The sequence below is a fragment of the Pseudomonas sp. S34 genome, from assembly GCF_009866745.1.
Taxonomy (GTDB): domain Bacteria; phylum Pseudomonadota; class Gammaproteobacteria; order Pseudomonadales; family Pseudomonadaceae; genus Aquipseudomonas; species Aquipseudomonas jessenii.
This window is the reverse complement of record NZ_CP019398.1, coordinates 5,707,086-5,721,506: the sequence shown is the minus strand read 5'-3', so window position 1 is coordinate 5,721,506 and position 14,421 is coordinate 5,707,086. Positions and strand designations below refer to the sequence as shown.

The 14,421-nt window shown below is 61.1% G+C and carries 12 protein-coding genes; 2 read left to right on the top strand and 10 right to left on the bottom strand.

Going from position 1 to position 14,421, the window contains the following annotated elements; all coding sequences use genetic code 11:
• Window positions 1-60: 60 nt before the first annotated feature.
• The 10 genes from PspS34_RS25695 to PspS34_RS25650 form a co-directional block, all read right to left on the bottom strand.
• The gene (locus tag PspS34_RS25695; protein WP_154861031.1) at window positions 61-1,887 is read right to left on the bottom strand and encodes a S9 family peptidase; all 1,827 of its coding nucleotides are present in this window, start codon (window positions 1,885-1,887) and stop codon (window positions 61-63) included.
• Window positions 1,853-3,025, bottom strand: coding sequence for a pyrroloquinoline quinone biosynthesis protein PqqE (gene pqqE, locus PspS34_RS25690; RefSeq protein WP_090451770.1), 1,173 nt, complete (start codon window positions 3,023-3,025; stop codon window positions 1,853-1,855). Before pqqE ends, PspS34_RS25695 begins: the two co-directional genes overlap by 35 nt.
• A complete protein-coding gene (gene pqqD / locus PspS34_RS25685) occupies window positions 2,997-3,272 on the bottom strand; it encodes a pyrroloquinoline quinone biosynthesis peptide chaperone PqqD (RefSeq protein WP_015097086.1) in 276 nt (91 codons plus the stop codon). The genes pqqE and pqqD overlap by 29 nt, the downstream gene beginning before the upstream one ends.
• Window positions 3,269-4,021 (bottom strand): pyrroloquinoline-quinone synthase PqqC, encoded by a 753-nt coding sequence (gene pqqC / locus PspS34_RS25680; protein ID WP_154861032.1) that lies wholly within the window; start codon window positions 4,019-4,021, stop codon window positions 3,269-3,271. The genes pqqD and pqqC overlap by 4 nt, the downstream gene beginning before the upstream one ends.
• A gap of 124 nt (window positions 4,022-4,145) precedes the next feature.
• Window positions 4,146-5,057, bottom strand: coding sequence for a pyrroloquinoline quinone biosynthesis protein PqqB (gene pqqB, locus PspS34_RS25675; protein WP_154861033.1), 912 nt, complete (start codon window positions 5,055-5,057; stop codon window positions 4,146-4,148).
• 81 nt (window positions 5,058-5,138) lie between these two features.
• Window positions 5,139-5,213 carry a pyrroloquinoline quinone precursor peptide PqqA gene (gene pqqA / locus PspS34_RS25670; RefSeq protein ID WP_003444522.1) on the bottom strand — a complete coding sequence of 25 codons (75 nt, stop codon included), beginning with the start codon at window positions 5,211-5,213 and terminating at the stop codon, window positions 5,139-5,141.
• 158 nt (window positions 5,214-5,371) lie between these two features.
• Window positions 5,372-7,801: a pyrroloquinoline quinone biosynthesis protein PqqF gene (pqqF, locus tag PspS34_RS25665; RefSeq protein ID WP_159390357.1), complete on the bottom strand. Its 2,430-nt coding sequence runs from the start codon at window positions 7,799-7,801 to the stop codon at window positions 5,372-5,374.
• 38 nt (window positions 7,802-7,839) lie between these two features.
• Window positions 7,840-8,634 (bottom strand): carbon-nitrogen hydrolase family protein, encoded by a 795-nt coding sequence (locus PspS34_RS25660; protein WP_150814008.1) that lies wholly within the window; start codon window positions 8,632-8,634, stop codon window positions 7,840-7,842.
• Window positions 8,635-8,646: 12 nt separating this feature from the next.
• Window positions 8,647-10,329 (bottom strand): NAD(P)/FAD-dependent oxidoreductase, encoded by a 1,683-nt coding sequence (locus PspS34_RS25655; RefSeq protein WP_154861035.1) that lies wholly within the window; start codon window positions 10,327-10,329, stop codon window positions 8,647-8,649.
• A 222-nt stretch (window positions 10,330-10,551) separates the two neighbouring features.
• Entirely contained in the window at window positions 10,552-11,013 is a 462-nt protein-coding gene (locus PspS34_RS25650) for an Lrp/AsnC family transcriptional regulator (RefSeq protein ID WP_046039454.1), read from the bottom strand.
• A gap of 186 nt (window positions 11,014-11,199) precedes the next feature.
• Between PspS34_RS25650 and PspS34_RS25645 the strand changes: the two genes are divergently transcribed.
• Complete coding sequence (locus PspS34_RS25645; protein WP_154861036.1) at window positions 11,200-13,554, top strand: glucose/quinate/shikimate family membrane-bound PQQ-dependent dehydrogenase; 2,355 nt, start codon at window positions 11,200-11,202, stop codon at window positions 13,552-13,554.
• 184 nt (window positions 13,555-13,738) lie between these two features.
• Window positions 13,739-14,419 (top strand): peptidase M41, encoded by a 681-nt coding sequence (locus PspS34_RS25640; protein ID WP_090457706.1) that lies wholly within the window; start codon window positions 13,739-13,741, stop codon window positions 14,417-14,419.
• The last annotated feature ends 2 nt before the right edge of the window (window positions 14,420-14,421 follow it).

Genomic DNA, 14,421 nt, shown 5'->3' with positions numbered 1-14,421 from the left:
CCTGTGGGAGCGGGCTTGCCCGCGAAGGGGGCGCCACCGTTTCGGCAATGAGCGCGGGCTTCAGTCCACTGAATCCATCACCCGCCGATAAAACAACCACTCCTGCTCCAGCGCGTGGGCCTGGTTACCGGCCTTGCGAAAGCCATGGCGTTCATCGGCGTAGTAATGCGCTTCGACCAGGATGCCGTTGTCCTGCAGTGCCGTGACCATGTCACGGGTCTGTTGCGGGACGACCACGGCATCCAGTTCTCCTTGAAAGAAGATCATCGGCACGCGGATGTTGCCGGCATGCAGCAGCGGCGTGCGGGCGGCGTAGCGTTCGGCATCCAGTTGCGGATCGCCGATCAGCCAATCCAGATAGTCGCTTTCGAATTTGTGGGTCGCGCGCCCCAGCGCCACCGGGTCGCTGACCCCATACAGGCTGGCGCCGGCGCGGAACACGTTGTGAAAGGCCAAGGCGCAAAGGCTGGTGTAGCCGCCAGCGCTGCCACCGCGAATGAACGCCTGGTCGCCGTCGATCAAGCCTCGCTGCTTGAGGTAACTGACCACGGCGCAGGCGTCTTGCACATCAACATCACCCCAGCCCAGGTGCAGTGCCTGGCGATAGGCCCGGCCGTAACCGCTGCTGCCGCGATAGTTGAGATCGGCCACGGCGAAGCCCCGCTGTGCCCAGTACTGGATACGCGGATCGAGCATCGGGTAGCACGCCGAAGTCGGTCCGCCATGGACGAACACCACCAATGGCGGTTTCGCCTCGCCGGTCATCGCCGGGTAGAAGAAGCCGTGTGCTTCGCCTGAGCCACTTGGGTAGCGCAAGGTTTGCGGGCGGCTGATCTGTTCGGGAGCAAGCGGTGCGATGCCGCCGGCCAGCACTTGCACTTGCCGGCTCTGACGGTCGATGGCGATGACGGCGGCTGAACTGACGGGCGACGCCGCGATGCAATAGATGAACTGCTCATCCACGGCGAGATGGCGGAAGCGGCTGTAGTCGCCGGTAAAGTCGGCGCTGGAGTCTCCGCCTATGCCCAGTCGGCCAAACCCGCCCTCGGTCCAACTGGCCAGATAACTGTTGTCGCTCAGCGGCAACCAGGTGCTGCCGCCGAGTTGCCAGGGCGCGGGGCCATGGTCGGCGCTGGCACTTGGCAATGGGCTCAGGCCTTTTTCAGACTCTTTCCATGGCTGCCAGTAACCTGCGCGATCCGTCAGGCAATACAGGCGACCGCCGGCATCAAACCGCGGTTGCTGCACAGACTCTTGAGTGCCGTCGCCCGCCACACAACGAGCCTCGGCAAAGCCGCCGTTGGCGAGGCGCTCGGCAACCATCAAACGGGTCGCTGTCCATGGCTGATCCGGGCGACTCCACTCGATCCAGGCTAGGCGCCGGGCATCCGGGCTCAGCGTCGGTGCCGCGTAGAAATCAGCACCCTCGGCCAGCAAGTGACGTGCGCCATCGAACAGATCGATCGCCACCAATCGGTGTTGATCGCGGTGCTCCTCGACCGCCAGCACTTGCCCGTTGGCGAACTGTAAATCGCCATAACGGCACGCCCCGGACGTCAGCCTTTCGGGCGCTTCGTCTTGCAGTGATTGCCGATACAACTGCTGGTCGGCCTCATTGACGAAAACGATTCCATCGTCCGTCAGACAAAACGCCCCACCGCCATATTCGTACACCCGACTGCGAACGCTGAACCCCGGTGGCGTCAGGCATTTCGCTGCGCCGTCACGCCAATGCCAGATCCGGCACGCAGCGTCTTCGGGGCGGTATTCGTTCCAGAACAGGCCCTGTCGACCGACCTGCAGTTCGGCAAAGTCGATACCGGCGGCCACGGCTTTGGCAGCGCTGAAAGGTTCAGCTTTTGGCGATGAGGCGTGAGTTTCGTTCATTGCGAAAGGCCAGTTGGTCGATGGTCTGGGTCGCGTGCCCGGCTTCTTCGCGAGCCTTGAGGATCACGCCGTGTTGTGGCGACTTGCTGCATACCGGGTCGGCATTGCTTGCATCGCCGGTGAGCATGAACGCCTGGCAGCGGCAGCCGCCGAAGTCTTTTTCTTTCTCGTCACAGGAGCGGCACGGCTCGGGCATCCAGTCGTACCCGCGAAAGCGGTTGAAGCCGAACGAGTCGTACCAGATGTGCTGCATGCTGTGGTCGCGCACGTTGGGAAATTGCACCGGCATCTGTCGGGCACCGTGACAGGGCAGGGCGGTTCCGTCTGGCGTGACCGTCAGGAAAATACTGCCCCAGCCGTTCATGCAGGCTTTCGGGCGTTCTTCGTAATAGTCCGGCGTGACGAAAATCAGCTTGCACGGATGCCCTTCGGCTTCCAGTTTTGCGCGGTATTCGTTAGTGATGCGTTCGGCGCGCACCAGTTGCTCCCTGGTCGGCAAAAGCCCAACGCGATTGAGTTGCGCCCAGCCGTAGAACTGGCAGGTGGCGAGCTCGACGAAGTCCGCTTCCAGTGCGATGCACAACTCGATGATGCGGTCGATCTGGTCGATATTGTGCCGATGGGTGACGAAGTTCAGCACCATCGGATAACCGTGGGCCTTCACCGCCCGGGCCATCTCCAGTTTCTGCGCGAAGGCCTTTTTCGAGCCGGCCAGCAGATTGTTCACCTGCTCGTCACTGGCCTGGAAGCTGATCTGGATGTGATCGAGGCCGGCCTTCTTGAAGTCGCTGATTTTCTGTTCGGTCAGGCCGATGCCGGAGGTGATCAGGTTGGTATAGAAACCCAGCTTGCGCGCTTCAACGATCAGCTCTGCGAGGTCCTGACGCACCAGCGGTTCGCCACCGGAAAAGCCAAGCTGCGCGGCGCCCATTTCCCGCGCTTCACGAAACACCTTGATCCACTGCTCGGTGCTCAGCTCTTTGCCTTGCTCGGCGAAATCCAGCGGATTGGAGCAGTATGGGCATTGCAGCGGGCAGCGATAAGTCAGCTCGGCGAGCAGCCACAGCGGCAAGCCGACCTCGGGTTTGGGCGGTACTTGCCTTGATGAATCAGGCAAGTTCGATCCAGTGCTGCGCACGGGCAACCTCCATGAATTGCTCGATGTCGTCTCCGAGTTCGGGCACGCCGGGAAACTGTTGGTCGAGCTCATTGATGATGGCCGCGACATCCCGTTCACCATCAATCAAACCGCCGATCAGCGCGGCACTTTCGTTGAGCTTGATCATGCCTTCCGGGTACAGCAGCACGTGGCCTTTTTGCGCCGGTTCGTACTGGAAGCGGTAGCCGGGACGCCAGGTCGGGGTCTTGCTGCGATCGAAACTCATAAAGTGATTCCTTTGTGCCAGACCCGTTCCCCGGTCACGCTGTGATACGGCGGGCGTTTCAGTTCGTAGGCCATGCTCATGGCATCAAGCATGCTCCAAAGAATGTCCAGTTTGAACTGGAGAATTTCCAGCATGCGCTCCTGGCCTTCACGGGTGGTGTAGTGCTGCAACGTGATCGCCAGACCATGCTCGACATCACGCCGTGCCTGGCCCAGGCGCGTGCGGAAATACTCGTAGCCGGCCGGGTCGATCCATGGGTAGTGCTGGGGCCAACTGTCCAGGCGCGATTGGTGGATCTGCGGGGCGAACAGTTCGGTCAGCGAGCTGCTCGCGGCTTCCTGCCAGCTGGCGCGGCGGGCGAAATTGACATAGGCGTCCACGGCGAAGCGCACGCCGGGCAGTACCAGCTCCTGGGAACGCAGTTGGTCCGGGTCGAGGCCCACGGCCTGGCCCAGGCGCAGCCAGGCTTCGATGCCGCCGTCTTCACCGGGCGCACCGTCGTGGTCCAGCAGGCGTTGAATCCACTCGCGGCGGATCTCGCGGTCCGGGCAGTTGGCCAGAATGGCCGCGTCCTTCAGGGGGATGTTCACCTGATAGTAGAAACGGTTGGCGACCCAGCCCTGGATCTGTTCGCGGGTGGCCCGGCCTTCGTACATCGCCTCGTGATAGGGGTGATGGATGTGGTAGTAGGCGCCCTTGGCGCGCAGAGCCGCTTCGAATTCGGCGGGGGACATCGGGGTGTCAGTCATTGCGGTTCTCCGGGGAACAACCAGGATATGTGTTGCTGCTGCCGGCCTCATCGCGAGCAAGCTCGCTCCCACAGGGGAATGCGGTCAACTGGGAGAGCGAGCTTGCTCGCGATAGGGCCATCCGCTACAGCACAATACTCATGCCGTCATACGCCACTTCAACCTGACGCCGATCCAGTTCCGCGCGTTCTGGCGAGTCTTCATCGAGAATCGGGTTGGTGTTGTTGATGTGGATAAGTACTTTGCGCTGGTTGGGCAATTGCTCAAGCACTTCGAGCATGCCACCGGGGCCGCTCTGCGCCAGGTGTCCCATCTCCCGACCGGTGCGGGTGCCGACGCCGCGACGCTGCATTTCATCGTCATCCCACAACGTTCCATCGACCAGCAGGCAATCGCTGCCGGCCATGATTTCCAGAAGCCCTGCATCCACCTTGCCCAGGCCCGGTGCGTAGAACAGTTTGCCGCCGGTGTTGAGGTCTTCGACGATCAGGCCGATGTTGTCGCCCGGATGGGGGTCGAAGCGGTGTGGTGAGTACGGCGGCGCGGCACTGCGCAACGGCAGCGGGGTGAAGCGCAGGTTCGGGCATGCCGGTACGCTGAAGCTCTGGTCGAGTTCGATGCGATTCCAGGTCAGCCCGCCATTCCAGTGGTTGAGCATGGTGAACAGCGGAAATCCGGTGCTCAGGTCTTCATGGACCATGTCGGTGCACCAGACCTGATGCGGGCAGCCTTCGCGCAACATGAGCAGGCCGGTGGTGTGGTCGATCTGGCTGTCCATCAGGATGATCGCGCCGATCCCGGTATCGCGCAGGGCGCGGCCCGGCTGCATCGGGGCGAAGCCCTGGAGTTGGGCGCGGATGTCCGGGGAGGTGTTGCACAGCACCCAGTTCACGCCGTCATCGGAAATCGCGATGGACGATTGCGTCCGCGCCTTGGCCCGCAGGCTGCCGTCGCGAAAGCCTGCGCAGTTCACGCAGTTGCAGTTCCACTGCGGGAAGCCACCGCCGGCAGCGGAACCTAGAATCTGGACAAACATGGACGCTCCATCATTTCAACGCTGAAAATAAAACGCCTCGGATAACCGAGGCGTTGTGCTGCATCTCTGCCAAAGCTGAGATTAGCGGCTTGCGAAGTACATGGTGACTTCAAAGCCAATACGCAGGTCGGTGTAAGCCGGTTTGGTCCAGGCCATAAATTGAACTCCTTCAGGTAGGGTAGGACAGCGCTATCTATAGGTATAGTCCACCTCAAATCAGAGAGGTTCCAGATAGTTAGGTTGCTATGTTACTCAAAATTTCAAAGAAATTGCCCGTGAAACTTTGAGAAAGCTCCTTGCAGCCCCGGTAATGATCATTTTGCCGCTTGCCATGGCGCACCCGGGGTAATGCTGTTGGCAAGGCACAGCCAGCCGCCTTCGGCCTGATTCAGGCGTTGGGCCGCAGCCAGTAGAACGCTCCGGTCAATGCGCACAATGGCCTCGGGCAGGTGCGTCAGATAATCCGACGAGCGGCCGGCCAGTTTGCCTTGCCAGAGCAAGTCGGCCGCTTGAGCCGTGGTGAGCGCAGCGCTGCAAAACTGATCCGCCAGGGCCTGGCGTTGAGCATTGAAGGTGGTGTCGTCGAGTGCGTTGATCAGTTCCGGCAATCGATTCAGGAATTGCTCGATGTGTTGCAGCAGCTCCACAGGCGCAACGCTTGGCGATTGCACGCCGAACAGCATTCCGGTTTGCCCGTGAATCTGCCGCAGGGCGCTGAGCACCGCATAGCCGAGTTGCAACTCCACCCGCAGGCGTTGGTAGAACGGTGTCTGGCAGACATGCGCGAGCAAACGCCACGCGGCTTCGTCGGCCATTTCCTGGGTGGCTGCAGGACAGAACAGCAGCAACGCGTGCTCGCTGGAGGCGGTATCGACAGTGCTCCACAGATGCCGTGCAAGGATCGAAGAGGGCGGCGTCAGTTGATTGTCCGGCGTGCCGGGTATGCGACTCAAGGCCAGGCCCATAGCCGCTTGAGTCTGAGCCGATAACCCGATGGCCAGCCCATCCCATCGCGCACTCGACCAGAGTGACTGCACGTCATCCGAGTTCGCGGTATGCCCGAGGCAGTGATCGGGCAATGCCTTGAGCAGTTGTCGAATCGGTATTGACGCAACGCTCGTCGATTCGGCTTGTGAGACAGCGGTGTCAGGTTTTGTCAGTTCTTTCAGCACATGCTCCAGGACGCTGGGCATCGGTTCCTGCAGCCCGTTCAGTTTGAGCAACCATTCGTTGCCCGATGCACTGAAGGAAAATTCCACACCGGCCTGGTGCGCGTCTTCGCGCAACGGTTGCAGGTGGTTTTCCAGCCGTGATTGAAGTTGGCTGCCAGGAGCCGAGTCCAGACGCCAGCGCAGATAAATCGCGCCTTCAGCACCGTTGTCTGGCCATGCCTGGCTGAATTGCATCGGCGAACGTTCACGACGGCTGCGCGAACGGTCCTGGGCAAAAGTGCGCAGGCCTCGGTGGGCGCTGGTCTGGCCGCGAATCAATCCGGCGTTGGCTGCCGGTGCTTCGGCGCACAAGAACGGGTTGGGTGTTGGCAGTTGCCATGGGCCGCTGAAGTTATCCACAGCGCCGATTTGTTGAAGGATTTGCTTGAGGGCGGTAACACCCGGCTCGGATAACCCGACTTCGCGTTGTTCGCTGTCCAGTCGGGCCAGTTGCAAGGCGCCGCTGACTTGCTGTTGGCGCTGGAGCAGGGTGGCGTACTCTTCGCGCAATCGGCTCCAGTCTTGCGCGGCAAAGAAACCGAGCCAATCCATCAAGCGTTCGCGGATGCCTGAAGCCGGGTCTGCGGTGGGCAGGGTGAATTCGATATGCAGCAAGGCTTGCCCGGCGAACTGGTACAGCGGCTGGGCTTTGAGGTGATCGGCCAGCCCGCGCTCGCGCAGGTCCGCCATTAAGCCACCGGGTTTTGCCAGGTTCAGCCAGTGGCACAGGAACGCCAACGCATCGGCAGAGAAATCGGGTAGCACTTCAAGGGCAAACAGCAGATCCAGGCGTCGTTCGCCAGCCTGTTGATAACTGTTGGTTGAGGCGTCCATCAGCGGTAGTGGGGGCAGTTGAGTGGCTGTCTGGCCTTTGGCAATGACACTGCCAAAGGCTTCGGCCATTGCCTTCAACTCAACGAGGCTCTGTGGCCCGGCCAGGCTCAAGGTCATTTGCCCGGTCTGGTAAAACTGCTGATAAAAATCCTGCAGCGCCTGCTGAAACTCGGGTTGTTGCAGTGGCAGACTGTCGCGATTGCCTGCATGAAAACCCCGTAGTGGATGAGCCTCGGCCAGGCCATTGAACAGCGCAAATTGCTGCTGCGCCTTGGCATCCTGCGACCAGGCGACAAACTCTGCCTGCAGCACTTCCCGTTCCCGCTGCTGGTCGTCCGGATTCATACGTGGATGGGCGAGCATGTCTGACAGACGCTCCAGCCCACCGGCAAACGCCTGGGGTGGCAGTTCGAAAAAGTAGTCCGTGGTGCGTTCGCTGGTCCGCGCGTTTACCTGACCGCCATGACTCTGGACGTAGGCCATCAATCCTTGCCCGGCTGGAAAACGCTCAGTGCCCAGAAACAGCAGATGCTCAAGAAAGTGCGCCAGGCCGGGCCACGCCAGCGGCACATCATGGCTGCCCGCGGCCACCCGCAACGCTGCTGCGCAACGCTTCAAATTCGGGGCATGACGCAGCGTCACCTGCAGGCCATTGGCCAGGGTTTCAGTGTGGGGGCGAGGGTGATTCAGCGCGGGCATGGGCACTTCCAGAACAGTGAAGTGCCAATGCTAGCGGATTAGGACTTGTTCAGCTCGCCGTAAAGCTCGGGGCGGCGATCGAGGAGGTAGCGATTGGCGGCGCGGGATTCGACCATCAACTGACGATCCAGCTCGCCGACAATCAGCGATTCATCCAGTCCCGCCTGAGCGATGCGGCTGCCATCCGGCGCAGCGATGCTGCTCTGGCCGCAGTAGTGGATGTCGCCTTCGTGCCCACAGTAATTGGCATAAGCCACGTAGCACTGGTTTTCGAAGGCGCGGGCGCGCACGGTGACATCGGCGACGAAATCGAACGGAATCATGTTCGCGGTCGGCACCAGAATCAGCTCGGCACCGGCCAGGGCCAGGCGTCGGGCGTTCTCCGGAAACTCCAGGTCGTAGCAGATCAGGAAACCGAGTTTCCAGCCGTTGAGTTCAACGATGGGAAACTCGTCGGAACCTGCGCTGAACATCGAGTGATCCAGATCGCCGAACAGATGGGTTTTGCGGTAGTTGCAGACGCGCTCGCCGTCAGAGCCGATCAACTGCACGGCGTTGTAGATTTGTCCGTCCTCGGTGCGCTCGGGATAGCCATACAAAATGGCGATCCCGGCAGCCTTGGCAATGCGCGCAACCTGCTGCGCCGACTCACCGTTGTACACCTCCGCCAGCACGCTGACGGCATCGACGCCGATGTTATAGCCAGTCAGGAACATCTCCGGCAGCACCAGCAGATCGGCGCCTTTTGCCTCCAGCGCAAGCTGCTGCAAGCGTTGCAGGTTGCCGGCGACATCCAGGGGCAGCGGCGGACATTGGTAAAGGGCTACGCGCATTTCGGATTCCTCTTACTCGGGCAGGGCGATCGGTCCGATCTCGTTGAACACATCTCCTGGACCCGGATTCTCGGCGTGAGTTGCACCGCCGAAATGTTTCATGATGCCCCACACTGCGTTGAGCGAGGTCTGTACCGCGCCCTCAACCCAGGCCGGCGTCCACGAAACGTCGTCGCCGGCGATGAAGATCCCGCGCTGTTCGGCTGGCATGTCGTCCTGCATGAAGTGGGCGTACATGCGCTGGTTGTAGCGGTAGTGGCCGGGCAGGGCGCCTTTGAACGCGCCGAGGAAATGCGGGTCGGCTTCCCACGAAACGGTGATCGGGTCGCCGATGATCCGCGCGGCGATGTCGACTTTCGGGTAGATCTTTTTCAGTGCATCCAGCGCCAGTTTCACGCGTTTTTCCACCGGTTGGGGCAGCATTTTCAGCGCGTCGCTCATCCACGAGTACGACAGGCAGATCACCCCCGGCTTGTCGTCGCCGTTGTCGAACAGATAAGTGCCACGGGTCAAGCGGTCGGTGAGGGTCATGCTCATCAGGTCGCGGCCGGTTTCCGGATCCTTGTCCTTCCAGAACGGGCGATCGACCATCACGAAAGTCTTCGACGACTGCATGTAGCGGGTGCGGTCCAAAGCCATCCACATCTTTTGCGAGAACAGGGTTTCGTCGCATTCGATCTGGGTGGTCAGCAGCCAGCTCTGGCAGGTGGTCAGTACGGCCGCGTATTCGCGGGTGTCACCCCAGTTGTCGGTGACGGCGAAACGGCCGCCCGGCGCGTGGGCAATCTTCTTCACGCCGGTACGCGGTGCGCCGTTGTGCAGCGAGCTGAGGCTGGTGCCGACCGGCCAATGCGCGCAACGCTCCGGCACATGGCGCCAGATGCCTTGTGGCACCTGTTCCACGCCGCCGACCACCAGGTGCTGGTGGTCGTCGCAGTTGGTCATCACCACGCGGAAGATTTCCAGCATCGAGTTCGGGAAGTCCGAATCCCAGCCGCCGGTGCCGAAACCGACTTGGCCGAACACTTCACGGTGATGGAACGAGAGCTTGGCGAACGCCTTGGAGGTGGCAACGAAGTCGTAGAAGGTGCGGTCGTCCCACAGCGGCACCAGGGTGTTCCACAGTTCCTTGAGGCGTGGTACGTCGCGGTCGCGAATGGCTTGCTGGATATCGGAGAACTGCGAGCCGGCTTCCAGGGCATCGGCCCAGGCGTCAGCCACTTCCTGGAACAGTGCAGGAAGGTCCGACAGCTTCTGTGCGTAATGGGTCTGACCTTCGAGGTCGATCACCGTGCTGCCCGACGCGGGCGTTAGCGGGTTGGGGAAAGGTTTGGTTTCCAGGCCCAGTTTGTCGACGTAGTGATAGAACGCGGTTGACGACACCGGGAAGCGCATCCCGCCCAGTTCGGCAACGATGCCTTCGGCGCCATTGAATGCCTGGGAGCGCAGGCGGCCACCCATTTTCGAAGCTTCGTAGACGACCGGTTTCAGGCCCAGCTTCATCAACTCATACGCCGCCACCAGGCCGGCGATCCCGCCGCCGACAATCGCCACTTCGGCACCGTGATTGTGCTCGGGAATACTGCCCAGCCCGGCCGGGTGTTCGATCCAGTCGTCGAAGGCGAAAGGAAAGTCCGGGCCGAAAATGGTGACTGGTTTTTTACCGTCTGCAGGATGGCGATTGTTCTTGTTCATGGCTGACCTTGCTGGCGACCCGACGCGCAATGCGCATCTGAGTATAGGAAAAGATGCCAGCCATTCTAGAGAGCACGGAACACGTTAATAAGACGCAAAGTGTCGTCATTTTGCTATTTGTTTGATCAGTATGACGATCTATCAATACACACTGAACACTGTGGGAGCGGGCTTGCCCGCGAAGAGGCCAGCTCTGGCACCCAAAAAACTACAGGCAGAAACTCAAACCGGCTGCCCCCGATCAATCTTGCTGCTCAAGATGATCGAAGTCGTGGTCTTCTCCACCCCATCCACACTGCCAATCTGGTCCAGCAACTGATCCAGCTGCTCCGGCGAATCGGTGCGCAACCACGCCACATAATCAAATTCGCCACTCACCGCACACAACTGCTGCACCTGCGCCATCGCGCTCAGGCGCCGCAGCACCTCCTTGCCGGAGCGTGGTTGCACGGTGATCCCCACATACGCCTGCAACCCGCCGTCCACCACCCGCTGCCCGAGGCGCACGCCGTAACCGGTGATCACCTTGGCCTTTTCCAGCCGCGCCAGGCGCGACGTCACTGTGGTGCGGGCAATGCCCAATTGCCGGGCGAGCATGGCCACGCTCTCGCGGGCGTTGATCTGCAGGGCGGCAATCAGTTGGCGGTCGATTTCATCGAGAACAGGCGTGCGAGTGTCAGGCAAAGGGTTATCTCCAGCGGCATGGATCAGTGCGCAAGCATGTTACAGGCAGTTTCTGCAGGACGCTCGCGACGGAGATTTGATCTAGCCTCAATCACCGTTCATGACATTTTTGCCTGCGACAAATTGCCATAAGTAACTAGGTAGTACATTATTCTGCTCTTGTCACAAATGGGGAAAATTTCCGACATGAACAATTCTGGGGCTGCCGCCGGCAGTAAATGGTTGCTGGCGGGGCTGGGTGTGCTGATTGCACTGATCGGGCTCGGCCTGGCCGGTGGCGGTGGTTATCTGATCGCGCTGGGTGGCAGTTGGTATTTCCTGCTGATGGGGCTGGCGATGCTGGCGTCCGGGTTGATGATTGCCCGGCGCAAGCCGCTCGGCGCCTGGCTGTATGGTGTGGCGTTGGCCCTCACTGCGATTTGGGCCGTTTGGGATGCGGGCCTCGAATACTGGCCGCTGGTCTCACGGATACTGACCTTTGCCGTGATCGGTCTGGTTGTGGCGCTGATCTATCCGACCCTGGTCCGTGCTTCGGGCGCGACCGGCGGGCGTGGCGCTTATGGTCTGGCTGGCATTTTGGGTGTCGCAGTCGTTGCGACGATGGCCTACATGTTCGTGCCGACCCACGTGGTCAAGGCCACCACCGAACCTGCGGTAACGCCGGTCACTCCGGGCACCGAACAGAAAGACTGGGCGCACTGGGGCAACACTACCGCCGGTAATCGCTTTGCCGCCCTGGACCAGATCAACAAGGGCAACATCGACAAATTGCAGGTCGCCTGGACCTTCCGCACTGGCGATATTCCGCAAAGCACCGGTGCCGGCGCCGAAGACCAGAACACTCCACTGCAAATCGGTGACACCGTCTACACCTGCACCGCCTACGGCAAAGTCTTCGCCCTGGATGCCGACACCGGCGCCCAGCGCTGGAAGTTCGACCCGCAAGGCACTGCGCCCAATTGGCAGCGTTGCCGTGGCCTGGGTTACTCCGAAACCCCGGTGTCTTCGGACAATCAGCCAACCGCCTGTACAAAACGTCTGTTTCTGCCGACCGGCGACGCGCGTCTGATCGCCATTAACGCCGACACCGGCAAGCCCTGCGAAGAGTTCGGCAACAAAGGCACCGTTGACCTGACCACTGACATGGGCGAAGTAAAGCCCGGTTACTACCAGCAAACCTCGACCCCATTGGTCGCTGGGGACGTGGTGATCGTCGGTGGTCGCGTGGCCGATAACTACTCCACCGGCGAACCGCCGGGCGTGGTGCGTGCCTACGACGTGCGCAGTGGTGAACTGGTATGGGCATGGGACCCGGGCAACCCGAACACCACCAAACGCCCACCGGCCGGCGAGACCTACACCCGTGGCACGCCGAACGTGTGGTCGGCCATGTCCTACGACGCCAAGCTCGGTCTGGTGTACCTGCCGACTGGCAACGCGACGCCAGACTTCTTCGGCGGCCAACGTACCGAGTTCGACGACAAGTGGAGTTCGTCCATCGTCGCTATCGATGTGAAGACCGGCCAGGTACGCTGGCACTTCCAGGCCACTCACCACGACCTGTGGGACTTCGACCTGCCGGCACAGCCACTGCTGTACGACGTGCCGGACGACAAGGGCGGCACCCAGCCAGCCCTGGCGCAAGTCACCAAGCAGGGCGAGATCTTCCTGCTAAACCGCGAAACCGGCGTGCCTATCGCCCGCGTCGAAGAGCGCCCGGTGCCGCAAGGCAAGGTTCCCGGCGAACGCTACTCGCCAACCCAGCCGTTCTCGGTGGACATGCCGTCAATCGGCAACAAGACCCTGACTGAATCCGACATGTGGGGCGCCACGCCGTTTGACCAGTTGATGTGCCGCATCCAGTTCAAAGGCATGCGCCATGAAGGCGTCTACACCCCGCCGGGCATGGATCGCGCCCTGCAATTCCCCGGCTCGCTGGGCGGCATGAACTGGGGCAGCGTCTCGGTTGATCCGAACACCCACTACATGTTCGTCAACGACATGCGCCTGGGCCTGGCCAACTACATGATCCCGCGCGACAAGATCAAAGCCGGGGCCAGCGGTATCGAAATGGGCGTGGTACCGCAGGAAGGCACGCCGTTCGGCGCCATGCGCGAGCGCTTCCTCTCGGCGGTCGGCATTCCGTGCCAGAAACCACCGTTCGGCACCATGTCGGCCATCGACCTCAAGACCCACAAGCTGGTGTGGCAAGTCCCGGTCGGCACCGTGCAAGACACCGGCCCGCTGGGCATCCGCATGCACCTGCCGATCCCTATCGGCATGCCGACCCTCGGCGCATCGCTGGCCACCCAGTCGGGCCTGCTGTTCTTCGCTGGCACCCAGGACTTCTACCTGCGCGCCTTCGACACCGGCAACGGCAACGAAATCTGGAAATCGCGTTTGCCAGTGGGCAGCCAGTCCGGGCCGATGACTTACGTATCGCCGAAAACCGGCAAGCAATACATCCTGCTGACGGTGGGTGGTGCGCGGCAGTCGACCGATCGTGGGGATTATGTGATTGCCTATGCTTTGCCCAAATAAGGTGATGTAGGAGCGAGCTTGCTCGCGAAGGTCGTGAACGATAACGCTTGCTGTCTGGATGGACGCGGTGCGTTCAAGTCCATCGCGAGCAGGCTCGCTCCTACATTATTGTGCGGGGCGACAGGATGGACAGCGACCGTCACTCGTAGTCGAATGCGAGAACGAAGGTTCCGAGGCAATGGATATGACGAGGAAGATGCCCCCCGCAGTACGCGATCATGCCCTGCAGATCGCCCATCACGAAATGGGCCACTACGTCGTGGCCCGCGCCCTGGGGTTTGAAACGGGCGGCGTGACCCTGACGGTGACTATGGATCTGCGGCACCAGGGAGGGGCCTGCATTACGCTGGTGCGCCCCATTTCGTCGATGGAAGCCATGAAGGAGCATCTGGAAGCCCGGATGATGGTGCTCCTGGCTGGCGCAATGGCGCAGACACTCCCTTCAAAAACTTCAGCCGCCAAACGCGTCGATAAGCTGAAAGCCACAGCCATCCTCAAAGGCGGGCAGGGGGCGGAACAAGACTACGCAAAAATCAGGGAGCTTCAGCATCTGCTGCGCAATATCACTTGCCCCGATACCGATCCTGCGTCGTCTGAGCAGATAGCGGCGGAGCTTAAAGCGATGACAGATCGGGTTTGGATTCGGACTCAAGGAATTATCGAAGATCAGGCCGGGACGATTGCCGAATTGGCGGCGACATTGGTCGACGGCATGGTGCTCGTTGAGCAATGGGGGCGGGGGGCGGATACGTATGAGGTTGTGTACACCGGGCTGATGCTGGAACGGTTGCGGGCGGTGCAGGCCATCCCTTCGTTACGTGTTTGGACTGACAGTTGCAGTGATGCCGTTCAGTACTGGAAATAACG